Raw genomic sequence first — 24,579 nt, 5'->3', positions numbered from 1 at the left:
ACGAAAGTCCGCGATGTCTGTCGAGTCGGTCTTCCCACAGCTCGAGGCCCTGCTGCCGCATGTGCAGAAGCCCATCCAGTACGTAGGCGGTGAGCTCAATTCCACCGTCAAGGACTGGGACTCCTGCGACGTCCGCTGGTCGCTCATGTACCCGGACGCCTACGAGGTCGGGCTCCCCAACCAGGGCGTCATGATCCTCTACGAGGTCCTCAACGAGCGCGAGGGCGTGCTCGCCGAGCGCACCTACAGCGTGTGGCCGGACCTCGAGGAGCTGATGCGCGAGCACAACGTGCCGCAGTTCACCGTGGATTCGCACCGCCCGGTCTCCGCGTTCGACTTCCTCGGCGTCTCCTTCTCCACCGAGCTGGGGTACACCAACCTGCTCACCTCGCTGGACCTCGCCGGCATCCCCCTGGACGCCGTGGACCGCACCGAGGACCACCCCGTGGTGGTCGCGGGCGGCCACGCCGCGTTCAACCCCGAGCCGATCGCCGACTTCATCGACTGCGCGGTGATCGGCGACGGTGAGCAGGCCGTGCTCGACATGACCGGGATCATGCGGGACTGGAAGGCCGAGGGCCGCCCGGGCGGCCGCGATGAGCTGCTCTTCCGCCTCGCCCGCACCGGCAGCGTCTACGTCCCGAAGTTCTACGACGTGGAGTACCTGCCCGACGGGCGGATCTCGCGCGTGGTGCCGAACCGCTCGGGCGTGCCGTGGCGGGTGTCCAAGCACACCGTCATGGACCTCGACGAGTGGCCCTACCCCAAGCAGCCGCTGGTGCCGCTGGCCGAGACCGTCCATGAGCGGATGTCGGTGGAGATCTTCCGCGGCTGCACCCGGGGCTGCCGGTTCTGCCAGGCGGGCATGATCACCCGCCCGGTGCGCGAGCGGTCGATCACCGGGATCGGCGAGATGGTCGACAAGGGGCTGAAGGCCACCGGCTTCGAGGAGGTCGGCCTGCTGTCGCTGTCCTCCGCCGACCACACCGAGATCGGTGACATCGCCAAGGGCCTCGCCGACCGGTACGAGGAGGACAAGATCGGCCTGTCCCTCCCGTCGACCCGGGTGGACGCCTTCAACATCGACCTCGCCAACGAGCTGACCCGCAACGGGCGCCGCTCGGGCCTCACCTTCGCGCCCGAGGGCGGCAGTGAGCGCATCCGTAAGGTCATCAACAAGATGGTCTCGGAAGAGGACCTCATCCGTACGGTGGCCACCGCGTACGGCAACGGCTGGCGGCAGGTGAAGCTGTACTTCATGTGCGGTCTGCCCACCGAGACCGACGACGACGTGCTCCAGATCGCCGACATGGCCACCAAGGTCATCGCCAAGGGCCGTGAGGTGTCCGGCAAGAACGACATCCGGTGCACGGTCTCCATCGGCGGCTTCGTCCCCAAGCCGCACACCCCCTTCCAGTGGGCCCCGCAGCTGAGCGCCGAGGAGACCGACGCCCGGCTGGAGAAGCTGCGCGAGAAGATCCGCGGCGACAAGAAGTACGGCCGCTCGATCGGCTTCCGCTACCACGACGGCAAGCCCGGCATCGTCGAGGGCCTGCTCTCGCGCGGCGACCGCCGGGTGGGCGCGGTCATCCGCGCCGTCTACGAGGACGGCGGCCGCTTCGACGGCTGGCGCGAGCACTTCAGCTACGACCGGTGGATGGAGTGCGCCGCGCGGACCCTGCCCGACTTCGGCCTCGACGTCGACTGGTACACCACGCGCGAGCGCACCTACGAGGAGGTCCTGCCCTGGGACCACCTCGACTCGGGCCTCGACAAGGACTGGCTGTGGGAGGACTGGCAGGACTCCCTCGACGAGACCGAGGTGGACGACTGCCGCTGGACCCCCTGCTTCGACTGCGGCGTCTGCCCGCAGATGCAGACCGAGATCCAGATCGGCCCCACCGGGCGGAAGCTGCTGCCGCTGTCGGTGAAGTAGCCGGGCAGCCGAGCTGCCGTACGCCGGTGACATGGCGGCCGGGCGGTGACGTGGCCGCCCGGCGGCCCTCCGCCACCGGGCCGCCCGCGGCGCCCACAAAGTAGGCTGGAAGACATCAGGGCCCCGTGGCCCTGATGTTCGACGGCAAGGAAGTACAAGGAGACAGTCCCCTGGGCAAGCGACAGCCCGAAGGCCCGCCGCCCGCACCCGCGGTGCAGCGCATCCGTTTGCGTTACACCAAGCGCGGCCGCCTCCGGTTCACCAGCCACCGCGACTTCCAGCGCGCCTTCGAGCGGGCGCTGCGCCGCGCCGAGGTGCCGATGGCGTACTCGGCGGGGTTCACCCCGCATCCGAAGGTGTCCTACGCCAATGCCGCACCCACCGGCACCGGCAGCGAGGCGGAGTACCTGGAGATCCAGCTGACCGAGGCGCGCGACCCCGAGAAGCTGCGGGCGGTCCTCGACGAGTCGCTGCCCGAGGGCCTGGATGTGATCGAGTCCGTGGAGGCCCGTACCTCGGGGCTCGCCGACCGGCTCCAGGCGTCCGTATGGGAGATCCGGCTCGACCGGGTCGCCCCGGCGGACGCCGAGCGTGCCGTCGCGGCCTTCCTGGAGGCCGACACGGTCGAGGTGGAGCGCCGGACGAAAAACGGGTTGCGAACCTTCGACGCCCGTGCCGCGGTGGCCCGGCTGGAGACGCTTCCGGCTCGGGCCGATAGGCCCGGCGACGGTGGCTGTGCGATACTGCGGCTGGTGGTACGGCATCTGACACCTGCCGTGCGACCCGACGACGTCCTGTCCGGTCTCCGCGCTACGGCCGACCTGGCGCCGCCGGTCCCCGCAGCGGTGACCAGGCTGGCGCAGGGGCTGCTCGATGAGGAGTCCGGCACGGTGACCGACCCGCTCGCGCCCGATCGCGAGGCAGCTCAGGCCGCTCCATCCACGGCCGCCGAGCTGACCGCCGCGATGGCGCCGGAAGGTCCCGCGTAGGGCCGCCGTCGATGCGCCGCCGATGCACTTGGGAGCCACCCGGGTCCGGCTGGCGCACTGACCAGAAGACTTTCGCCGGTCCCGACAGATCCGGTCCCGGCGAGCGAGACGACAGCTCCCGTGCGGCGCCCGCGCCCCGGACGGCGGCACTCGCGCACAGTGCGCGGGTGGCCGGCCGGAAGCAGGCGCGGCGCCCGGGAGCGTGACGGGAGAAACGCCCGCATGCTCGAACCTATTGAGCCGACCCAACCTGTCCAGCCCCTGGGGACATCCGCGCCGAGTGCCGCGGTGCCCGGGGAATCCATCGAGAACACGCCCAGCGACACGCTGCCGCCGCGCCGCCGCCGCGCGGCCTCCCGCCCGGCCGGTCCGCCGCCCGGCGCGGTGAGCGGGGCCGAGGTCACCACGCCCTCGGTACCGGCCATAGCCGCGGAGCAGACCGGTGCCGTCGTCGCCCCCGAGACGGCCTCCGAGCCCGTCGCCGCCGGTGCCGCCATGGCCGCCACGAGTGGATCCGTATCCGGATCCGACACCGAATCCGCCGCTCCGCCCGCCCGTACGCGGCGCCGGGTCGCCCGTAAGGCGACCGCCCCGGCGGGTTCGCCGGAGGCCGCGGAGACCGTGGTCCCGGCTGACGCCGGGCGTGAGGAGCCCGAGGCCGCCGCAGAGCCGGTCGCGGAGCCCGTGGTGGAGGCCGCCGCCGAGGCCGCTCCGCCTGCCCGTACGCGTCGCCGTGCCACCCGTAAGGTGACGGCTCCGGCCGGTGCCCCGGCGGAGTCGGAGGCCGCGGAGGCCGTGGCGCCGCAGGAGCCGGTGGAGCCGGAGGAGACCGAGGAGTCCGCGGCGGCTGCCGAGGCCGAGACCGTGCCCCCGGCCCCCGCCCGTACGCGCCGTCGTGCGACCCGTAAGGCCGCCGCCCCCGAGGGCGCGCCGCAGGCGGAGGCCGCCGACGCGGACGCGTCGTCTGCGGCGGCCGCTGGTGGCAGTGGTGACGAGGCCACGGCCCCAGCCGCAGTCGCAGCCGATGCCCCGGCCGAGGCCGACGAGGCCCCGCGTGCTCGTACGCGCCGTCGTGCGGCCCGTAAGGTGACGGCTGCGGCCGGTGCCCCGGCGGAGTCGGAGGTCGCGGAGGCCGTGGCGCCGCAGGAGACCGAGGAGGCCGCGGCGGCCGCTGAGGCCGAAGCCGAGGCCGAGACCGTGCCCCCGGCTCCCGCCCGTACGCGTCGCCGTGCGACCCGTAAGGCCGCCGCCCCCGAGGGCGCGCCCGCGGAAGCCGCCGAGGAGCCCGCCGCCGCGCAGACCGAGGCCGCGCAGGTCGAGGAAGAGGCGCCGCGCGGCCGTACTCGCCGCCGCGCCGCCCGGAGCGCCGCCCCCGCCGCCGAGGAGCCGAGCGGCGCTCAGGAGCCGCAGGCCGCCGAGGGCGAGACCCCGGCCGCCGAGGCCGCGTCCGAGCCGGAGCCCGCGCCCCGTTCGCGGCGCCGGGCGGTCCGTCCGCCGACGGCCGTGTTCCAGGCGCCGGTCTTCACCGAGCCGGTCTTCCAGACGCCGGAGAGCGCCGCCGCCGAGGCCGCCGCCGCGCTGGAGGAGCCCGAGGAGGAGGACGAGGAGCAGCCGACGGCCGAGGCTGTCGAGCCCGAGGCGCCCGCCGGCCGCCGTCGGCGCCGCCGCCGTGGCGCCGCGCCCGTCGAGGAGCAGCCGGAGGCCGAGGAGCCCGAGGCCGCCGAGGAGACCGAGCCCGAGGCCGAGGCCGGTCAGCCCGAGGGCGAGCCCGGCGAGGAGGAGTCGGGCGACCGTCCGGCCCGTCGCCGCCGCCGTGGCGGCCGTCGTCGCCGCCGGGGCGAGACCGCCGAGGGCGAGGGCGCCGAGGGGCGTTCCGAGACCGGTGAGCGGTACGAGGACGAGTCGGCCGCCGAGGGCGAGGGCGCCGAGGAGCAGGCCGAGGGCCGGGACGAGCCGGGCGCCGAGGCCGGTGAGTCCGGCGGTTCCAGCAGCAGCCGTCGCCGCCGCCGTCGGCGCCGTCGCAGCGGCGACGCCGCCGAGCCCGAGGCGACCGGTGACGACCCCGAGCGCACGGTCGTCAAGGTCCGCGAGCCCCGCGAGCGGCGCGGCAAGGAAACCGAGTCCGGCGCCGACGAGGTGCAGTCGATCAAGGGGTCGACGCGTCTGGAGGCCAAGAAGCAGCGCCGCCGCGAGGGCCGTGAGCAGGGCCGCCGCCGTGTGCCGATCATCACCGAGGCCGAGTTCCTGGCCCGCCGCGAGGCGGTCGAGCGGGTCATGGTCGTCCGGCAGAACGGCGATCGCACCCAGATCGGGGTGCTGGAGGACAACGTCCTCGTCGAGCACTTCGTGAACAAGGAGCAGGCCACCAGCTACGTCGGCAACGTCTACCTGGGCAAGGTCCAGAACGTGCTGCCGTCCATGGAGGCCGCCTTCGTCGACATCGGCAAGGGCCGCAACGCCGTGCTGTACGCGGGCGAGGTGAACTTCGAGGCGCTGGGGCTCTCCGGCGGACCGCGCCGCATCGAGACCGCCCTGAAGTCCGGCCAGTCCGTGCTGGTGCAGGTCACCAAGGACCCGATCGGCCACAAGGGCGCCCGGCTGACCAGCCAGGTCTCCCTGCCCGGCCGCTATCTGGTGTACGTGCCCGAGGGCTCGATGACCGGCATCAGCCGCAAGCTGCCCGACACCGAGCGGGCCCGGCTGAAGCAGATCCTCAAGAAGATCGTTCCCGAGGACGCGGGCGTGATCGTCCGCACCGCCGCCGAGGGCGCGAGCGAGGACGAGCTGTCCCGCGACGTCGCCCGGCTCCAGGCGCAGTGGGAGGAGATCAAGAAGAAGGCGAAGAGCGGCAGCGCCCCGTCGCTGCTCTACGGCGAGCCCGACATGACCGTCCGGGTCGTCCGCGACATCTTCAACGAGGACTTCTCCAAGGTCATCGTCAGCGGTGACGACGCCTGGGAGACCATCCACGGCTATGTCTCGCACGTGGCGCCCGACCTCGCGGACCGGCTCCAGAAGTGGACCTCGGACGTCGACGTCTTCGCCACCTACCGGATCGACGAGCAGCTGATGAAGGCGCTGGACCGCAAGGTCTGGCTGCCCAGCGGCGGCTCGCTGGTGATCGACCGGACCGAGGCGATGGTCGTCATCGACGTCAACACCGGCAAGTTCACCGGTCAGGGCGGCAACCTCGAGGAGACGGTCACCAGGAACAACCTGGAGGCGGCCGAGGAGATCGTGCGCCAGCTGCGGCTGCGCGACCTCGGCGGCATCATCGTGATCGACTTCATCGACATGGTGCTGGAGTCCAACCGGGACCTGGTGCTGCGGCGACTGCTGGAGTGCCTGGGCCGGGACCGTACGAAGCACCAGGTGGCCGAGGTCACCTCGCTCGGCCTGGTCCAGATGACCCGTAAGCGGGTCGGCCAGGGGCTGCTGGAGTCCTTCTCCGAGTCCTGTGTGCACTGCAACGGCCGCGGCGTGATCGTCCACATGGACCAGGCGTCGTCCGCCGGTGGCGGTGGCGGCAAGCGCAAGAAGAAGAAGTCCGCCGCCGGTGGCGTTCAACAGCAGGAGCGGGCCGCGGTTGCCGCGGCCGAGGCGGAGGCCGAAGCCGAGGCGGAGTCCGAGGACGTCACCGAGGCGGCGGCCGAGATCGCGGCGGAGGCCACCCAGCCCAAGCCGCTGCCCGAGCCGGTCTTCGCGGCCGACGAGGAGCTGTACAGCAGCGCCGCGGAGGCCGAGGCCGCCGCGAGCCGTGGGCGTACGCGCCGCCGTGCCACCCGTAAGGTGTCCGCCCCGGCGGGCGCCCCGAAGGCCGCCAAGGAGCCGGAGGGCGTGGTGGTCGTGGTGGCCGACGAGCGTCGGGAGGCGGCCCGGACGGAGCCGGAGGCGGCCGCCGAGGCCCCCGCCGCCGCTCCCGCCGAGGAGCAGGCCCCGCTCGAGGGCGTTCCCGCGCCGCGTACGCGCCGCCGTGTGACCCGTAAGGTGAGCGCCCCCGCGGGCTCGCCGACGGGCTCCGAGGAGGCGGCCGTGGTGGTCGTGAGCGGGTCTTCCGCGGAGTCGGAGCCGGAGCCGGAGTCCGGGGCGAAGCCCGAGCCGGAGGCGGCGCCCGAGAGCGCGTCCGCCGAGGGCGGGGCCGAGGCCGAGGCACCGGCGAAGAAGTCCGCCCGTAAGGCGGCCAAGAAGGCTCCCGCCAAGAAGACGGCGGCCAAGAAGACCGCGGAGAAGAAGACGGCGGCGAAGAAGACGGCCGCCAAGAAGACCACGGCCAAGAAGACGACCGCCAAGAAGTCGGCGACGAAGAAGACCGCGGCGGCGGAGCAGCAGACTCCGCAGTCGGTCTCGGCCGCCGCCGACGACTGATCCGGCCGACCGGGAGGGCACGCTGTCACGTGGCAGTGTGCCCTTCGGGCTCTGGTAGCCTTAGCCCTTGGCGTCTGTACGCCAAACCCCTGAGCACATCCCTTCCGCTTCGCCGGAAGAGGCCGTTCGGCCGATGGTGAATCGCATGATCACTCGGTTGTCGCGACCCTCGTGGGTCGTGTTGGGCGGCTGGCATCAGAGGTCCCGTTTTCTAGCGAGAGAGTGAGAACCGCGTGTACGCAATCGTGCGCACCGGCGGCCGCCAGCAGAAGGTGGCCGTGGGCGATGTCATCGAGGTCGACCGTCTGGCCGGCAACAAGGTCGGCGACACCGTCGAGCTTTCCACTCTGCTCGTTGTCGACGGCGATGCCGTCACCAGCGACCCGTGGGTCCTGGCCGGTGTGAAGGTTCACGCCGAGGTCGTCGACCACCACAAGGGTGGCAAGATCGACATTCTGAAGTACAAGAACAAGACCGGTTACCGGAAGCGGATCGGCCACCGCCAGCTGCACACCGCGCTGAAGATCACCGGCATCGACTCGGCTGCGAAGTAAGGGACTGAGAAGAGATGGCACACAAGAAGGGCGCATCGTCCACTCGGAACGGTCGCGACTCCAACGCCCAGCGGCTCGGCGTCAAGCGCTTCGGCGGCCAGGTCGTCAACGCGGGTGAGATCCTGGTCCGTCAGCGCGGCACGCACTTCCACCCGGGCACGGGTGTCGGCCGCGGCGGCGATGACACGCTGTTCGCGCTGGCCGCCGGTGCGGTGCAGTTCGGCACCAGCCGTGGCCGCAAGGTCGTGAACATCGTTCCGGTCGCTGAGTAATCAGCCCGGGCGACATCGCACAGCCTTTTCCGAGGGCGGACCGCTCTTCCCGTGACGGGAAGCGGGTCCGCCCTCGGCGCGTTACGAGCGTGAGGCACATCAGAACAACCCCGAACCCGTATGTAACTGGAGGCACCCGTCATGACCACCTTCGTGGACCGCGTCGAACTGCATGTCGCCGCGGGTAACGGAGGCCACGGCTGCGCCTCCGTGCACCGCGAGAAGTTCAAGCCGCTCGGGGGACCGGACGGCGGCAACGGCGGCCGGGGCGGCGATGTGATCCTGGTCGTGGACCAGTCCGTCACCACCCTGCTCGACTACCACCACAGCCCCCACCGCAAGGCCACCAACGGCAAGCCCGGCGAGGGCGGCAACCGCTCCGGCAAGGACGGCACCGACCTGGTCCTGCCGGTCCCGGACGGCACCGTCGTCCTCGACAAGCGGGGCAACGTCCTGGCCGATCTGATCGGGGAGGGCACCACCTACATCGCCGCCCAGGGCGGCCGCGGCGGCCTCGGCAACGCCGCGCTCGCCTCGGCCCGCCGCAAGGCGCCCGGCTTCGCGCTGCTGGGCGAGCCGGGCCACTCCGGGGACGTCATCCTGGAGCTGAAGACCGTCGCGGACGTGGCCCTCGTCGGCTATCCGAGCGCCGGCAAGTCCTCACTGATCTCGGTGCTCTCGGCGGCCAAGCCGAAGATCGCCGACTATCCGTTCACCACGCTGGTGCCCAACCTCGGGGTGGTCACGGCCGGTTCGACCGTCTACACCATCGCCGACGTCCCCGGTCTGATCCCCGGCGCCAGCCAGGGCAAGGGCCTCGGCCTGGAGTTCCTGCGCCATGTCGAGCGCTGCTCGGTGCTGGTGCATGTGCTGGACACCGCGGCGCTGGAGTCCGAGCGCGATCCGCTGACCGACCTCGATGTGATCGAGGCGGAGCTGGCCCAGTACGGCGGTCTGGACGACCGGCCGCGGGTCGTCGTGCTCAACAAGGTCGACATTCCCGACGGCAAGGACCTCGCCGACATCATCCGGCCCGATCTGGAGGCCCGCGGCTACCAGGTCTTCGAGGTCTCGGCGGTCGCCCATCTCGGCCTCAAGGAGCTGTCCTTCGCCCTGGCGAAGATCGTCGCGGAGGCGCGGGAGGCGAAGCCGAAGGAGGAGGCGACCCGGATCGTCATCCGGCCGAAGGCCGTGGACGACGCGGGCTTCAGGGTCGTCGCCGAGGAGGGCTTCTACCGTGTGCTGGGCGAGAAGCCCGAACGCTGGGTCCGCCAGACCGACTTCGCCAACGACGAGGCCGTGGGCTACCTCGCCGACCGCCTGGCCCGTCTCGGCGTCGAGGAGGAGCTGATGAAGGCGGGCGCCCACTCGGGCGACGAGGTCGTCATCGGCCCCGAGGACGACGCGGTCGTCTTCGACTGGGAGCCGAGCCTCGCGACCGGCGCGGAGATGCTGGGCCGCCGTGGCGAGGACCACCGCTTCGACGCCCCGCGCCCGGCCGCGCAGCGGCGGCGGGACCGGGATGCCGAGCGGGACGAGGCGGACGAGGAGTTCGACACGTTCAAACCGTTCTGAGGGCCGTAGGGCCGTAGCGGGCGCCCCTCGGCCGTACGGGCGGTAGCGGGCGCGTCTGGAGTCCGGACGCTTCCGGGTGCCCCGCGCGGGCGGACGGCTCCGGGGCCCCGCACGGGCTCTGAGCGGGCTGCTCGGCGCCGCCCGGCAGGTGGCATGACGAAGGGCCCGGGAGATCTCTCCCGGGCCCTTCGTCATGCTCTGGTGCCTGCCGTCGGCTAAGGCTGTCGCCTAAGGCCGTCGGCTCGGACCGTCGGCCAGGACCGTCGGACGTCAGACCGTCGCGGTCTCCTCCGGCTCCGGCGAGCCGGACTCCAGCTCCATCTCCTCCGCCGCGTCCCGGGCCTCGCGCTGCGAGGGGATCTCGTCGGTGAGCCGGGTGGCCATCCGGGCCCGGCGCTCGTCGGCCTTGCGGCACAGGTCCTGCGTGGCCTGGTTGAAGCGCACCAGCGACGGCGGGTCGGACGGGCCGAGCAGATGCACCTTCAGCTCGGCGCGGGCGCTCGCGAGGGTGTCCTTCTCGGGGTCGCGGACCGCTTCCAGCAGTCCGGCCACGCCCGCGGCTTCCGGCGTGAGGATCGTGGCGGCGCGCACGGTCGGGAAGCCCGCCCGGAACTCCTCCTCCGTCATCCCGCTGGTGTTCGCCACCGCGTACGGCTTCTCGCTCGTCAGGTAGTCCGAGACCACGCTGGAGACATCGCTGATCAGCACGTCGGCCTGGTTGAAGCAGGTGAAGATCGCCGGACGCGGGCCGGTGATGATCTGGTGCTCCCAGACCGGCAGCGAGGCCCAGTAGGCGCTCTCCCAGGCGGCGGTGGCCGCGGCGACGGCCGCCGCGCGGTCGCCGTCCGGGGCTCCCTGGAGCATCATGCGCTCGGTCTCGTCCGCGCTGGGGCGGAAGGAGGTGCTGGTGAGCCGGTTGAGCTCTTCGGCGCACCGGGCCAGCTCGGCGGCGGCCTCCGCGCCGGGGCGGTCGCCGCCGCGCTTGGTGTTCGCCTCGGCGATCATCGCCTTGATGCGGTCGTTGGCACGGCCCGCGCGCGGGTCCACGGAGCCGGTCATCGGGTGCGGCTTGTACAGCAGGCGCACCTTGGGGTCGGCGAGCAGTTCGCGGACGATGTTCTCACCGGCCAGGATCACCGAGGTGTTGCCGGGGTTCCCGTCCCAGCCCTCCCAGGTCGGCGCGTACAGCACCGTCGTCAACTCACCGGTGGGCACGCCCGCGTAGGGGCGGATGGGGGCCAGCTGCGGCCGGCCGACCTCCACGACGTCCTTGTCCTCGACGCCGATGTCGGCGAGCTGGTAGCGCTCGCGCGCCGCCGGGCCCGCGACCCACACCTCGTCGTACGCCTTGGCGTACGGGTTGCAGCTGGAGAGCTTGTCGCTCTCGCCGTGGTTGATGAACGCGTGCTTGATCGAGGGGATGCGCAGCACCTGTGAGGTCTTGCCGGAGTTCGCCGGGTGCAGCAGCACCTTGAGCGTCGAGTGCTCAAGACGCATCAGATGCGCGACCTTGGGGAGGCAGACGATCGGCACGTCCGTCGCGTCCACCTTCTGCACCATGAACCGCTCACGGAGCACGATGATCGGCTTGCCGTCGAGCGCGGCGAGCGTGGAGAGCCACATGTTCGCCTGGTACGCCGAGGAGTTGCCGCCGGAGAAGTACATGCCCACGGTCGGCTGGTAGTCGGCCAGCCACTGGTCCAGCCAGCGCAGGGCCGTGGCCTCGTTCGCCACGCGCTTGCGCGGCAGCAGCCAGCTGGCGAGGTGGGCCGTGCCGCCGATGCCGATCAGCAGCGCGATCGTCAGGCCGACGCCGCCCCAGACGGCGTTCTTGGTGGCGGCGGTGACCAGCAGACCGGCGGTGACCGGCACGGCCAGCCGCAGCAGACGGCGCCCGTGCTGACGGGCGAACAGCCGCGGCGGGGCCTCGCTCAGGCGCAGCGCGGACGCGTCGATGTTGCGCGTGACGAACGGCAGCTGGCGGGTCCGGCGGACCAGGACGGCCGCCGCCTGGCAGGCGAAGTGCACCAGGTAGAAGAGCAGCAGCCCCGCGGTCAGGGGCGCCTGCTCATGCAGGGGATTGATGCCCTCGATGCGCAGCAGCCCGACCATGATGAGCATGTCGCGGAACAGCTGGCGCACCGTGACGTCGAGACGGATCTTCCCCAGCAGCGACAGCAGACCGGGCTGCTTGTGCTGCAAGAAGAGATCGAGCGCGAGTCCGCACGCCGAGGCGGCGATGAAAAGCGGTACGTTCGGAAGCACGGCGCCGACGAGCTGTGTGGCGAAGAACACGAGCATCGCGAGCAGCGCCGTCAGCTGTACGACCCGGCGTGGGGCGATTCCGGCAGAGGGCACGGGGTGGGCTCCTGGCAGGAGGGCAACGGACTGGGGGGACCCCTGACCGTATGCCGACGCCCCGCCCGGTGACAATCCGCGCCGGTGCCAACCGGTCGCAATCGGTGTCAAAGGTCCCCCGAGTGGTGTCCGTGGGGCGCTTATGGCGGTGCGTGAGGCGATGTGCGCGGGCGGTGTCCGGGGGCTGAAATGCCGAGGCGGGCGAGGGCCGACTGTCGTAGATTGCCCCCTTGTCATGATGAGTGTGTAAGGCATGCGTTTCTTCGGGGCGTGTGATGGGCCGGGGACGAACGAGGAGCGGCGTGGCGGAGCAGGACGGGTCGGCGGTACGGGACGAGGTGGCCGCCGCCCGCAGGATCGTGGTCAAGGTCGGCTCGTCCTCCCTCACCACCGCGGCGGGGGGCCTGGACGCGGACCGCGTGGACGCGCTGGTCGACGTGCTCGCCAAGGTGCTCGACGGCGACGGTAAGGGCGACGGCGGCAGGGACGGCGACCGTAAGGGCGGCGACGGTAGAGGTGGTGACGGTAAAGGTGGCGACGGTAAGGGCGGCGCGAACGGCAAGGAGATAGTCCTGGTCTCCTCCGGTGCCATCGCCGCCGGGCTGGCACCGCTGGGCCTGGACCGGCGCCCCCGCGACCTCGCCCGCCAGCAGGCGGCCGCGAGCGTCGGACAGGGGCTCCTGGTGGCCCGCTACACGGCCTCCTTCGCGCGCTACGGGCGCCGGGTCGGCCAGGTGCTGCTCACCACGGACGACACCAGCCGCCGCGGCCACTACCGCAACGCCACCCGCACCCTGGACCAGCTGCTGGCCATGGGCGCGCTGCCGATCGTCAACGAGAACGACACGGTGGCCACGGACGAGATCCGGTTCGGCGACAACGACCGGCTCGCGGCCCTGGTCGCCCATCTCGTCCGGGCGGATCTGCTGGTGCTGCTGTCCGATGTGGACGGCCTGTACGACGGGGACCCCAGGACCCCCGGCACCTCCCGGATCGACGAGGTCCGGGGCCCGCGGGACCTGGACGGCGTCTCCATCGGCAGCGCGGGCCGCTCCGGGGTGGGCACCGGTGGCATGGTCACCAAGGTCGAGGCGGCCCGGATCGCCACCGCGGCCGGGGTCCCGGTGGTGCTCACCTCCGCAAGCCGGGCCGGGGACGCCCTGCTCGGCCGCCATACGGGCACGTTCTTCCACCGCACCGGCCGCCGCTCGGCGAACCGGCTGCTCTGGCTCGCCCACGCCTCCGCGCCACGCGGCGCCCTCACCCTGGACGACGGCGCGGTACGGGCCGTCGTGGAGCGCCGCACCTCGCTGCTGCCCGCCGGGATCGCGGCCGTGGAGGGCGAGTTCACCGCCGGTGACCCGGTCGAGCTGAGGGACACCGAGGGCCGCCCCGTGGCCCGTGGCCTGGTCAACTTCGACGCCAAGGAGATCCCGCAGCTGATCGGCCGCTCGACCAGGGACCTGGCCCGCGAGCTCGGCCCGGCCTATGAACGCGAGGTGGTCCACCGCGACGACCTCGTCGTCCTGGACTGAGCCGCTCTGGCGGCACGGTCCACCCTCGCGGGGGCACCTCCCAGCGGTAGCCGGGGGAGAACCGGGCCGCCGGAAAAATAACCCCCCTCCGAAAAACCTCAAAAGCGCCCCGCGGGCGGGCGTGGGCTGGTCAACTTTGTTCAACGGGGTCGCGCGGGGCAGCGCGCCGGCTGTGGGAGACGCGGCGGAGTCCGAGCGGAAGGCCGCGGCCATGGCACCGTCACGAGATGCTCCGCCCGCGCGTGAGCGGAGCAGCGAGTTACAGGAGGCCGCCGGTGAGACGAGGGCGCCCGGGGGCGTCGCCCAGAGGGGCGGCGGAGCGCACCCTGACCAGTGTCGGAGCGGGCGACGCCGGATCCGGCGACGCCGTGGCGCACGGTGCCGTGGCGCACGACGCGGGGCGTGCCGAGGCGTCCCGGCTGTGGCACATCACCCTCAGCGTCTCGGGGCGCGAGGCGCCGCTGCCGGAGGTCCGCAGGGCGCTCGAGCAGCTGGCCCATGACCATCCGTTCCTGCTGACCAGCCGCTATGCCACCGATCACGCCGAGATCCGCTACTGGGAAGAGGCCCGTGATCTGCACGACGCGGCGGCGGTCGCGCTGCGGCTGTGGGGTGAGCACCGGGCCTCGGCCAAGCTGCCGCCCTGGGAGATCGTGGGGCTCGAGGTCATCGACCGTGATACGTATCACCAGCGGGTCGCGGAGGGATACGGGCCGCCACCGGCCTCTCCGGTGGGTGTGCACCCGTTCTGAGGACGGATGTGCGGCGCCGAGATGTGAGAACGCCATCTCGAAGTGCGGAATAGTGCGTGGATCTCCGCTCCCGGCTCAGTACGCTTCGGGCATGACCAGCGCACCCACGTCGCCGCTCACCGACCCCTGGCCGAAGTCCCCGGTCCTCCAGGCCGCCTACCGGGCCCAGGTCGCGGCCGCCGATCTCGCGCCACTGCCGCGCGCCGTCAAGGACGACGCGCTGCTCGCGATGGCCGACGCACTGGAGGTGCGCACCAAGGAGATCGTGGAGGCCAACGCGGCCGATGTGGAGCGAGCCCGCGAGGCCGGCACCAGCGACGCCATCGTGGACCGGCTGACGCTCACCCCCGAGCGGGTGCGGGCCATCGCCTCCGACGTCCGCGACGTGATCGCGCTGCCCGACCCGGTCGGCGAGGTGGTGCGCGGCTCCACGCTGCCCAACGGCATCGACCTGCGCCAGGTGCGCGTGCCGCTCGGCGTCGTCGGGATCATCTACGAGGCCCGGCCGAATGTGACGGTGGACGCCGCGGCGCTCTGCCTGAAGTCGGGCAACGCGGTGCTGCTGCGTGGCTCCTCGTCGGCGTCCCACTCCAACGCGGCGCTGGTGAAGGTTCTGCGGGACGCCGTCGGCGGGGCGGGGCTGCCCGCGGACGCGGTGCAGCTGGTGCCGGGCGAGAGCCGGGAGTCGGTGCGCGAGCTGATGCGTGCCCGCGGCCTGGTGGACGTGCTGATCCCGCGCGGCGGCGCGTCCCTCATCCGTACGGTCGTCGAGGAGTCCACGGTCCCGGTCATCGAGACCGGCACCGGCAACTGCCATGTGTACGTGGACGCCGAGGCCGACCTCGACATGGCGGTCGACATCCTGGTGAACTCCAAGGCCCAGCGGCCGAGCGTGTGCAACGCGGCGGAGACGCTGCTGGTGCACCAGGACATCGCCGACCGGTTCCTGCCCCGCGCCCTGGACGCGCTGGCCGAGGCCGGGGTCACGGTCCACGCCGACGAGCGGGTCATGGCGCTCGCGGAGGGCTCCAAGGCCACGGTGGTCCCGGCGGTGGTCGACGACTGGGAGACCGAGTACCTCTCGTACGACATCGCGGCGGGCGTCGTGGACTCCCTGGAGGCCGCGGTGAGCCACATCCGCCTGTGGTCCTCCGGGCACACCGAGGCCATCGTCACCTCGTCCCAGCAGGCCGCCCGCCGCTTCACCCAGCTCGTGGACTCCACCACGGTCGCCGTGAACGCCTCCACGCGGTTCACCGACGGCGGGCAGTTCGGCTTCGGCGCCGAGATCGGCATCTCCACCCAGAAGCTGCACGCCCGGGGGCCCATGGCGCTGCCCGAGCTGACCTCGACGAAGTACATCGTCACCGGCGACGGCCACACCCGCTGACTCACCCGTTCGGGGGATGGTCGATTTCCGGCGCCGCTGGGGTGGATCTTCCCCCGAATACCATTTCACCCTGCCCAAATTGACCCGTCCGGTCTACTCTGAATGGGTGCCGGACGACGTGGGGGGCAAGCCGTTCCCGGACGGCGACGAGCCCGACGACCGCAGCCACGGCGAGACGAACGACGAGTTCGCCGCCGTGGTCTTCGACGAGGACTTCGTACGGTCGGCCCCGATCCATGAGCCCACCGCCATCGAGCGGATGCTGGCCGCCGCCGAGGCCCGTGCCGAGGCCGAGGCGTCCCGGCGCGGCAGGGCCGGGGTCCCGCCCGAGGACGAGCTCTTCGAGGACGGGTTCGGCGCGGAGGCCGACTTCTACGGCGCGGACGACCCCGACCGCTTCGGCCCTGGGCGGGGCGGGGACGACGCCTACGGCCCTTATGGGCGTTACGGCAGCGCGGGGCGCCCTTACCGCGGCCATGCCCGCTGGCACCGCCCGGTGGCCTGGCTGCTGGCCGTCCTGATGGGCATCGGCGTGGTCGCCCTGGCCTTCACGGCCGTCTACCGGGGCGCCTCGGGCAACCGCCAGGACCCCGCCCCGCCGCCCGCCACCAGCGGTGTCGACGGATCGCCCTCGGGGCAGCCGCGCCTGGAGCCCTCGGGGTCGGAGTCGGCCCAGGCGCCGACCGGGGCCAAGGGCTCGCCCGCCTCCGCCGTACCGCCGTCGCAATGACGTCCTCGCACCCCGCTAGCACGGCGCGGCCTATGGGGCGTTTCCTCCGCACTCGCCTCCCAAGTTGTGGAGTACCACCGCGTTTACCGTCGCCCCTGGCGACCTACTCTTGAGGTATGACCGGGCGTGGAGACCCTCCCGAGGGGACACCCGAAGGCGTCCCGGGAGGTGGTGAGGACGAGTACCGCTCCGTCGTGTTCGACGAGTCGTTCGTCCGTGCTGCCCGGCTCCAGGAGTTCTCCGCCGACGAGCGCATGGGCGAGCACGCACGGGCGGTGCGCAGCCGGCACGCCTGGGCCAGGGCCGGGGCGTCGCGCCAGGCCGTCGCGCTCGTCCTGCTGATCGCCATCGCCTTCGCCGCGGCCGTCTACATGGGGGTGCGCCACCCGTACCAGACGCCGCAGCCGCAGACCGTGGAGCCGCTGCACAGCAGCGTGGTGCCGCTCGCGCCGCGCGGTGAGGTGCCCGGAGGGCCGCCGGACCGGCTGTTCCGCAACAGCCCGGCCGCCGAGTTCCGCACCGGCGCCGAAGGGGTCACCGTGCCCGGCGCCCGCCGCACCCAGAGCTTCTCCGAGAGCCAGGTGATGACGGCGCTCACCACCGCCAAGGACTACCTGGTCAGGTCCGCCATCGACCCGGGTGTGCTCACCGGCGGCCCGGTGCAGGCCGTAAGGCTGCTGCTGGACCCGGCCCAGCAGACCCAGTTCGACCAGAGCTTCCAGCACCCGGTCGACGACGGACGGCATGCGGCCACCGGCTGGCTGAACCGCTTCAACCCGGCCGAGGTGACCCTGGCCGACACCCCGGTGCGGGTCCGCGGCACCCTTACGGTCATCGAGCGCAGCGCCGCGACCCTGGAGGTCGCCGCCGACCACGTCTTCGTCTACGCGCTCCAGCCGGCCCATGAGCGCGGACCGGACCATGCCTCGCTGTTCACCGTGCGCCGTGAGACGCGGTTCCGCTTCGACCGGGACGATCTGCGCGACCACCACCTGGAGCTGGTGCAGAGCACGGTGCTGGCGGGCCCGCAGGCATGCGCCGCGAACGCCTCCGGCTATCTGCGCCCGATGCTCGCCGGTCAGAGCGCCAAGGGCGACGCCCCGACGGGCACCGACCCGTACACCACGGGCCGGACCACGGTCTCGCTGTGCGGCGTCCTGGCCCCCGGGACCCAGCCCGCCGCCGACGGGCGGTCCTGAGGGCCGTCAGAGGCCGTCTCAGCGGCCCGACGGAGTGTCCCCGGGACCCCCGGGGTCGTCGTTCCCCGGACGCTCCTCCGCCCCGTCTCCGGGCCGCCGGCCCTCGGCCGCGTCCTGAGCCCCGTCCTGAGCACCATCATGGCGCTCGTCCCTGGGCTCGTCCCTGGGCTCCTCCCGGGGCGGCGCGCCCTCCTCGGCGGTCTCACCGTGCTTGCCCGCGCCACCGGTGAACCGGTCGCGCAGCTTGCTGCCCAGGTCCCCGGCGCCGCCCGCCACGTCCCTGACGAAGGCGAACAGCGGGTCCTTGCTGCTGCGGACCGACTCCGCGTAGTGGCTGGCGGACTCCCGGAACGAGTCGCTGACCGAGGTGTCCCTGTCCTCGTCGCGGCGCGGGTAGTGGCCGTCCATGAGCCGCTGGTAGTCGCGGGTCGCGGCCCACTTCTTGAGCTCGGCGGCGCGCACGGTGGTGAACGGATGGCTGCGCGGCAGCATGTTCATGATCTTCAGGACGGAGTCCCGCAGATCGCCGCTCGACTCGTACTCCTCCGCCTGCTCCAGGAAGGCGTCCACGTTCATCTCATGCAGGTGATGGCCGCCCGCGAGCTTCATCAGCCCGCGCATCGAGGCCCGCAGATCCTGCCCGACCAGCAGTCCCGCCCGGTCCGCCGACAGCTCCGACTTGCGGAACCACTCCCGCAACGCCGTGACCAGCGCCAGCACCGCCACATTGCCGAGCGGAATCCAGGCGACCTTCATGGCGAGGCTGGTGAGGAAGAGCAATATCGTCCGGTAGACCGAGTGCCCCGACAGCGCATGGCCCACCTCATGGCCGATGACCGCCCGCATCTCCTCCTCGTCGAGCAGCTCGACAAGACCCGTGGAGATCACGATGATCGGCGCGTCCATGCCGATGCACATCGCGGTCGGCTGCGGGTTCTGGGTGACGTACATGGCCGGGACCCGCTCCAGGTCCAGGATGTAGCAGGCGTCCCGCAGCATGTCGTGGAGATGGGCGAACTGCCGCTCGCTGACCCGCACCGAGTCGGAGAGGTAGAGCAGCCGCAGACTCCGCTCGGGCAGCAGACCGCTCATCGCCTTGAAGACGGTGTCGAAACCGGTCAGCTTGCGCAGCGCGACCAGCGCGGAGCGGTCCGCCGGATGTTCGTACGCCCGTGAGGAGATCCCGGGGAACCGCCGCCGCTCTCGGCTGGGCACATGCTCCCGGGCGTCTCCCGTCCCGTTTCCACCACCGGTCTCGTGGCTGTCGCTCATGTCGCCCCCTCGTTGATGGCCCGCTCGACGAGGCGCCCGGCGCGGGTCCTCGTCCGGCGGCCCCCAGCCTAGGCCCTGAGCGGCTGGGGGTTAGCGTGGAGACATGCCCGAAATGACTGGCCTCACCGAAGCCCTCGCCGCCACCTCCCACAGCAACGACGGCCCGGGAGCGCTGCTGCGCGTCGTCATCGTGGTCGGCGTGGTGGGCGCCGCCCTGCTCGCCTGGTTCCTGCTGCGCGGTTACAAGCAGGACTGACAGGACTGAGCGGTGACGAGCGGGACCGAGCGGATTCAACCAGGACCGATACGAGCAGGACTGATACGGGCGGGGCTGCCACCGGCAGGACGGACATCGGGACCGAAAACCGCCTCGCATACGATGTGGCCGACGTGTTGTGACGCCTAGACCCGGAGTAGGTACTGCCGCGATGACCGCTTTCAGCACCGCACATGCCGCCCTGACCACGCTCGCGTCCGAGGGCGGTGAGCACACCGACACCCACCCGAGCATCAGCCCCTTCATGACCGGCGGTGCGGCCCTGGTGATCCTCTTCCTGCTGCTGTGGATCACCACGCGCTTCAACCGGGACCGCTGACCTGGGCGATTGCCCCTATGGGCCCCGGCTCCGGGCCGGGCCCAGTAGGGTCTGCACGCATGGAAGAGCAGAAAGGGTCCGGCAAGCGGCGACTGGGTGTGATGGGCGGGACGTTCGACCCGATCCACCACGGCCACCTGGTCGCGGCGAGCGAGGTGGCCTCGCAGTTCCACCTCGACGAGGTGGTGTTCGTGCCCACCGGGCAGCCCTGGCAGAAGAGTCACAAGAAGGTCTCCCCGGCCGAGGACCGCTACCTGATGACGGTCATCGCGACCGCCTCGAACCCGCAGTTCTCGGTCAGCCGTATCGACATCGACCGCGGCGGGCCCACCTACACCACCGACACGCTCCGGGAACTGCGCGCGCTCAACGGTGACGCCGATCTGTTCTTCATCACCGGGGCCGACGCACTCAACCAGATCCTCACCTGGCGCGACGCCGAAGAGCTCTTCTCGCTGGCCCACTTCATCGGGGTGACCAGACCCGGGCACATACTGGCCGACCCGGGGCTGCCGGAGGGCGGGGTGTCGCTGGTGGAGGTCCCGGCGCTGGCGATCTCGTCATCGGACTGCCGGGCGCGGGTCGCTCATGGCGACCCCGTCTGGTACCTGGTGCCGGACGGCGTGGTGCGCTACATCGACAAGCGCGAGCTGTACCGGCACGACTGCTGAAGGGGTACCGGTGAACGACCGGCAGGATCCGTACGACCCGTACGCACAGGACCCGTATGGCCAGGAGCCGCAGATCTACGGCTATGACGCCTATGGGCGTCCGGTTTACCAGCCGCAGGCGGAACAGCAGCAGAGTTACGACCCGTACGCGCAGCAGCAGGCGCAATACGGGGAGCAACAGCAACAGCCGCAGCAACACGACGGGTACGGATACGACCCTTACGGCCGGCCGCAGCAGCCCCAGCCCCAGCAGCCCCAGCAGCACACCCAGACGCAGAACTACGACCCGTACGTTCAGCAGCAACAACAGCAGCAGTACCAGCAGCAGTACCAGCAACAGCCGCCGCAGGGTTACGGCTACGGCTACCAGCAGGCGGCCGCCGCCCCGACCGTCCCCCCGCAGCGCGAGGAGCCCGGCCCCGAGTCCAACAACCCCTACGAGGAGCTGAGCCCGGAGCAGCTGCGCCCCGGGTCCGAGGCGCCTCCGGCCGAGGAGTCCCGTTCCGCCGGGCCCCGGTCCCCGGAGCGGAACCGCCCCGGGGGTGCCGACCAGGAGGAGTACCACACCGAGCAGTTCTCGTTCGTCGAGGAGCAGGACGAGGAATCCGACGACGTCATCGACTGGCTGAAGTTCGCCGAGACCCGCTCCGAGCGCCGTGACGAACGCCGCCGTAAGGGCCGCAACCGCCTTATAGCGCTCGTCGTGGTCCTGGTTCTCGCCGCGGCGGGCGGGGTCGGTTACCTCTGGTACGCGGGCAAGCTCCCGGGGCTGTCCGACGACGCCCAGGACCAGGCGGCCGCGGGCGGCCCGCAGAAGCGCGACGTGATCGTCGTCCATCTGCGCGAGACCAAGGGCGGCCGCACCTCCACGGCCCTGCTGGTGGACAATGAGACCACCAAGAAGGGCACCACCGTCCTGCTGCCGAACTCGCTGGCCATCTCCACCGAGGACGGCGCCTCCACCACGCTCGGCAAGTCGGTGACCGACGAGGGCTCCGACTCCACCCGGGACTCCCTGAGCACCCTGCTGGGGTCGCGGATCCAGGGCACCTGGCGGCTGGACACGCCGTATCTGGAGAACCTCGTCGAGCTGGTCGGGGGGATCAGCCTCGACACCGACGCGACCGTCCCCAGCCCCCAGAAGGGCGAGGACCCCCTGGTCAAGCGGGGCAAGGACCAGATCCTGAGCGGCCAGGCGGCCGTGGCGTACGCCACCTACCGCGCGCCCGGCGAGGCACAGTCCAAGCAGCTCGCGCGGTTCGGGCAAGTCATGCACGCGTCGCTGAAGAAGCTCTCCAGCGACGAGAAGGGCGCCACCAGCACCGTGGAGTCGCTGGCCCAGATCCCCGACCCGTCGCTGTCCGAGCAGCAGCTGGGCGCGTCGCTGGCGAAGCTGGCCGGGCAGGCCAAGAGCGGCGCGTACGACACCGCGATGCTGCCGGTCCAGCCGGACGGGACGCTCAGCAGCCAGGCGACCGACCATGTGGTCAAGGACATCCTGGGCGGCACGGTCAAGAACTCCGACAAGAACACCGCGCCCCGGGTCAGCGTGACCAACGCCGGAGGCCCCAAGGACGCGTCGAGCGCCGCGCGGGTGGCGCTGGTCAACGGCGGCTTCACGGTCGTCACGGCCTCCGAGGGCGGCGATGCGCAGTCGGCCTCGCGGGTGACCTACGCGGACGCCGCCCAGGCGGGCCAGGCCAAGGAGGTCGCCAAGACGCTCGGGCTGCCGGAGACGGCGGTGCGGAAGGGCAAGGGCGCGGCCAACGCGGACATCACGGTCCTCCTCGGCCCGGACTACGACGCCACGGGGTGAGCCGGCCCCGGCCGTGGTCCGGGCCGAGCCGGCCCGGACCACGGCCGCCCGGCGTGACAGTGGGGCGTGAGACCCTGGGGGGAACCAGACCTTCGAGGTACCACCGATCGAAAGCCTTGCCTGTGACCGCCACGGACCGCTCCCTCGAGCTCATCAACGCCGCCGCCCAGGCGGCCGCCGACAAGCTCGCGCACGACATCATCGCGTACGACGTCAGCGACGTGCTCTCCATCACCGACGCCTTCCTGCTGGCCTCGGCGCCCAACGACCGCCAGGTCAAGTCGATCGTCGACGAGATCGAGGAGCGGCTCAACAAGGACCTGGACGCCAAGCCGGTGCGTCGCGAGGGCGACCGCGAGGCCCGCTGGGTGCTGCTGGACTACGTGGACATCGTGGTGCACGTCCAGCACAGCGAGGAGCGGGTGTTCTACGCCCTGGAGCGGCTCTGGAAGGACTGCCCGCAGCTGGAGCTCCCGGCCGACGCCGAGGCCACCCGAGGCAAGGCGCAGGAGTACGCGCAGGCGCAAGGTCCGGACGGCGGCGCGGGCGGTGAGCTGAGCTGAACGGCACCCAAGGCGCCCGTGGCCGCCGCATCGTCCTGTGGCGCCACGGCCAGACGGCCTGGAACATAGAACGCCGCTTCCAGGGCTCCCTGGACATCGAGCTCACCGACACCGGTGTCGCGCAGGCGCACCGCGCGGCCCGGCTGCTGGCCGCGCTGAAGCCGGACGCGATCATCGCCTCCGATCTGAAGCGGGCGGCGGCCACGGCCGCCGAGCTGTCCGCCGTCACGGGGCTGTCGGTCGCGCATGACGCGGGCCTGCGGGAGACCTACGCGGGCAAGTGGCAGGGGCTCACCCACGAGGAGATCATCGAGCGCTTCGGCGAGGAGTACGCGGCGTGGAAGCGCGGGGAGCCGATCCGGCGCGGCGGCGGTGAGCTGGAGACCGAGGTCGCCGACCGGGCGGCGCCGGTGGTGCTCGAGAGCGCCGACAAGCTGCCCGACGACGGCACGCTCGTGGTGGTGAGCCACGGCGGCACGATCCGCACCACCATCGGCCGGCTGCTCGGCCTGGAGCCCCGCACCTGGGAGGCGCTGGGCGGCCTGTCCAACTGCTGCTGGTCCGTTCTGGGCGAGGGCGCGCGGGGCTGGCGGCTCCTGGAGCACAACGCCGGATCGCTGCCCGAGCCGGTGCTCGGCGACGACGACTGAGCGGATTTCCTTTTCCGGCAGGTCACCGGCTATGCTCCTTCTCGTTCGAAGCGCTACGGCGCCGAGAAGAGCGGGGCTATAGCTCAGTTGGTAGAGCGCCTGCATGGCATGCAGGAGGTCAGGAGTTCAATTCTCCTTAGCTCCACAGCACCAGGATCCCGTCTCCCTCACAGGGAGGCGGGATCGCTGCTTTCCGCACCGCTTCCGGCCCGGGGCTCCGCCGCGGCTCTCTCCTCCCGCAGTACGGAGAGCGGCTTGGCGTGCATCGTGCAGCCGAGGACGCCGGCGGGGTGTTGGTGACGGCGGCTCAACTCGGCCTGCTCACCGGCGTCGCGGTCTTCGGGGGGCGGTGTTCCTGGGCGCCGCGGACGATACGGTGCCCAGTGCGGGTGCCTCCGCGGACGCCCTGTGGGTGACCTGCGTCGCCTTGGCCGGGGCCGCGCTGTGCGGAGCGCTGATGAGTCTGGTGAGACGAGTGGGGCATCTCCGCTGACCTGCGCGTCGTCCCGTGGCAGAATCGGACGGCCGGAGGGGGATGGGGCCGACACGTCCGATGGGGAGGGCAGGTGGGATGCGGACCAGCATCCTCGATGCGATCGAGGACCCGTCCCGCAGGGCACGAGCGGGCATCGTGTGCCCGGCCTGCGGCTCCGGACATGTGGCACAGGTCCTCGGTGACAACGGCGGTGTTTCCTACGTGTGTACGGCCTGCGGCCATAGCTGGAGCTGAGTGAGATGGGAGCCCACAGCCGGAAGTGCGACTGGTGCGGCACCGGCACACCGATCGTCCGCGACATGGAGCCGCTCAACCCCGACTACCAGTACTGGTGTGCGGAGTGCGCGCGGGCGCTGATCATCAGGGGCGACCCCATCGAGACCTACCGTGAGCTCGAAGGGGAGCCGATCTACGGTCGGCTCCTCGACGAGCACTGCACGCTGAAGCGTTTCTATTCGTTCGCGACGGCGTAACGGGGAGCTGCTCCGGTCTCCGGCCAATCGATTTGGCGGAAGGCCGGGGCATCCGTGTAATGTAGGCGTCGCCGCCGGGGAAACCCGGCGGGGCAAGACCTGGGGCTATAGCTCAGTTGGTAGAGCGCCTGCATGGCATGCAGGAGGTCAGGAGTTCAATTCTCCTTAGCTCCACATTGAGGAGGCGAGTCGTCCGCAAGGGCGGCTCGCCTTTCGCGTCCCGTGACGAGGGTCACCACCTCCGTGCGGCCCGTCCGCGCCCTGCGGTAACCTGGCTCCATGCGTGCCGTACGCCTTCTGCTTAGCGGGCCGCGCTGATCACTACCGGCCGAGTACAGCTCCGGTCGGCATCAGCGCGGCGTCCCCTCCTGTGCGAGGGGTCTTTTT

20 protein-coding genes and 2 tRNA genes are annotated in these 24,579 nt (G+C 71.7%); 20 read left to right on the top strand and 2 right to left on the bottom strand.

Annotation, left to right across the window (positions count from 1 at the left end; translation table 11 throughout):
• Positions 1-13 precede the first annotated feature (13 nt).
• From ACT2CW_RS26600 to obgE, 6 genes are all read left to right on the top strand, one after another.
• On the top strand, positions 14-1,936 hold the full coding sequence (locus ACT2CW_RS26600) for a TIGR03960 family B12-binding radical SAM protein (protein WP_445518509.1): 1,923 nt from the start codon (positions 14-16) through the stop codon (positions 1,934-1,936).
• 212 nt (positions 1,937-2,148) lie between these two features.
• The gene (locus ACT2CW_RS26595; protein WP_445518570.1) at positions 2,149-2,925 is read left to right on the top strand and encodes a TIGR03936 family radical SAM-associated protein; all 777 of its coding nucleotides are present in this window, start codon (positions 2,149-2,151) and stop codon (positions 2,923-2,925) included.
• A 222-nt stretch (positions 2,926-3,147) separates the two neighbouring features.
• Entirely contained in the window at positions 3,148-7,290 is a 4,143-nt protein-coding gene (locus ACT2CW_RS26590) for an Rne/Rng family ribonuclease (RefSeq protein WP_445518508.1), read from the top strand.
• A gap of 233 nt (positions 7,291-7,523) precedes the next feature.
• The gene (rplU, locus tag ACT2CW_RS26585) at positions 7,524-7,844 is read left to right on the top strand and encodes a 50S ribosomal protein L21 (protein ID WP_164429553.1); all 321 of its coding nucleotides are present in this window, start codon (positions 7,524-7,526) and stop codon (positions 7,842-7,844) included.
• 14 nt (positions 7,845-7,858) lie between these two features.
• Positions 7,859-8,116 (top strand): 50S ribosomal protein L27, encoded by a 258-nt coding sequence (gene rpmA / locus ACT2CW_RS26580; protein WP_020871349.1) that lies wholly within the window; start codon positions 7,859-7,861, stop codon positions 8,114-8,116.
• 141 nt (positions 8,117-8,257) lie between these two features.
• Positions 8,258-9,691, top strand: coding sequence for a GTPase ObgE (obgE, locus tag ACT2CW_RS26575; RefSeq protein ID WP_445518507.1), 1,434 nt, complete (start codon positions 8,258-8,260; stop codon positions 9,689-9,691).
• A gap of 270 nt (positions 9,692-9,961) precedes the next feature.
• On the opposite strand, the gene ACT2CW_RS26570 is transcribed toward obgE, so the two are convergent.
• Entirely contained in the window at positions 9,962-12,049 is a 2,088-nt protein-coding gene (locus tag ACT2CW_RS26570) for a hypothetical protein (RefSeq protein ID WP_445518506.1), read from the bottom strand.
• Between the two features lie 302 nt (positions 12,050-12,351).
• Here ACT2CW_RS26570 and proB point away from each other — a divergent pair, with 302 nt between their 5' ends.
• From proB to ACT2CW_RS26545, 5 genes are all read left to right on the top strand, one after another.
• The gene (gene proB, locus ACT2CW_RS26565) at positions 12,352-13,584 is read left to right on the top strand and encodes a glutamate 5-kinase (RefSeq protein ID WP_414081037.1); all 1,233 of its coding nucleotides are present in this window, start codon (positions 12,352-12,354) and stop codon (positions 13,582-13,584) included.
• A gap of 275 nt (positions 13,585-13,859) precedes the next feature.
• Positions 13,860-14,336, top strand: coding sequence for a hypothetical protein (locus ACT2CW_RS26560; protein ID WP_138915682.1), 477 nt, complete (start codon positions 13,860-13,862; stop codon positions 14,334-14,336).
• A gap of 91 nt (positions 14,337-14,427) precedes the next feature.
• Entirely contained in the window at positions 14,428-15,726 is a 1,299-nt protein-coding gene (locus ACT2CW_RS26555; protein WP_164429547.1) for a glutamate-5-semialdehyde dehydrogenase, read from the top strand.
• Between the two features lie 106 nt (positions 15,727-15,832).
• On the top strand, positions 15,833-16,456 hold the full coding sequence (locus tag ACT2CW_RS26550; RefSeq protein WP_445518505.1) for an SCO2584 family spore wall biosynthesis protein: 624 nt from the start codon (positions 15,833-15,835) through the stop codon (positions 16,454-16,456).
• A gap of 116 nt (positions 16,457-16,572) precedes the next feature.
• Positions 16,573-17,655: an SCO2583 family membrane protein gene (locus ACT2CW_RS26545; protein WP_445518504.1), complete on the top strand. Its 1,083-nt coding sequence runs from the start codon at positions 16,573-16,575 to the stop codon at positions 17,653-17,655.
• 18 nt (positions 17,656-17,673) lie between these two features.
• Here ACT2CW_RS26545 and ACT2CW_RS26540 read toward each other — a convergent pair whose 3' ends face one another.
• The gene (locus tag ACT2CW_RS26540) at positions 17,674-18,927 is read right to left on the bottom strand and encodes a M48 family metalloprotease (RefSeq protein ID WP_445518503.1); all 1,254 of its coding nucleotides are present in this window, start codon (positions 18,925-18,927) and stop codon (positions 17,674-17,676) included.
• A 103-nt stretch (positions 18,928-19,030) separates the two neighbouring features.
• On the opposite strand from ACT2CW_RS26540, the gene ACT2CW_RS26535 reads away from it, so the two are divergent.
• The 9 genes from ACT2CW_RS26535 (at position 19,031) to ACT2CW_RS26495 (ending at position 24,366) form a co-directional block, all read left to right on the top strand.
• Entirely contained in the window at positions 19,031-19,183 is a 153-nt protein-coding gene (locus tag ACT2CW_RS26535) for a hypothetical protein (protein WP_046086606.1), read from the top strand.
• Positions 19,184-19,355: 172 nt separating this feature from the next.
• Positions 19,356-19,523: a hypothetical protein gene (locus tag ACT2CW_RS26530; RefSeq protein ID WP_037945979.1), complete on the top strand. Its 168-nt coding sequence runs from the start codon at positions 19,356-19,358 to the stop codon at positions 19,521-19,523.
• A 59-nt stretch (positions 19,524-19,582) separates the two neighbouring features.
• Positions 19,583-20,194 (top strand): nicotinate-nucleotide adenylyltransferase, encoded by a 612-nt coding sequence (gene nadD / locus ACT2CW_RS26525; protein ID WP_037945980.1) that lies wholly within the window; start codon positions 19,583-19,585, stop codon positions 20,192-20,194.
• Positions 20,195-20,204: 10 nt separating this feature from the next.
• Positions 20,205-22,010: an LCP family protein gene (locus ACT2CW_RS26520; protein WP_445518502.1), complete on the top strand. Its 1,806-nt coding sequence runs from the start codon at positions 20,205-20,207 to the stop codon at positions 22,008-22,010.
• A gap of 122 nt (positions 22,011-22,132) precedes the next feature.
• A complete protein-coding gene (gene rsfS / locus ACT2CW_RS26515) occupies positions 22,133-22,573 on the top strand; it encodes a ribosome silencing factor (protein WP_164429537.1) in 441 nt (146 codons plus the stop codon).
• Complete coding sequence (locus ACT2CW_RS26510) at positions 22,570-23,223, top strand: histidine phosphatase family protein (RefSeq protein ID WP_086879899.1); 654 nt, start codon at positions 22,570-22,572, stop codon at positions 23,221-23,223. Before rsfS ends, ACT2CW_RS26510 begins: the two co-directional genes overlap by 4 nt.
• 72 nt (positions 23,224-23,295) lie before the next feature.
• A tRNA-Ala gene (locus ACT2CW_RS26505) sits at positions 23,296-23,368 on the top strand.
• 590 nt (positions 23,369-23,958) lie between these two features.
• The gene (locus ACT2CW_RS26500) at positions 23,959-24,192 is read left to right on the top strand and encodes a hypothetical protein (RefSeq protein ID WP_037945988.1); all 234 of its coding nucleotides are present in this window, start codon (positions 23,959-23,961) and stop codon (positions 24,190-24,192) included.
• A 101-nt stretch (positions 24,193-24,293) separates the two neighbouring features.
• Positions 24,294-24,366, top strand: a tRNA-Ala gene (locus ACT2CW_RS26495).
• The last annotated feature ends 213 nt before the right edge of the window (positions 24,367-24,579 follow it).

This window comes from Streptomyces sp. NEAU-174 (assembly GCF_052665095.1).
Note: the sequence above shows the minus strand (reverse complement) of the source record. Positions and strands in the feature narration are given on the sequence as shown.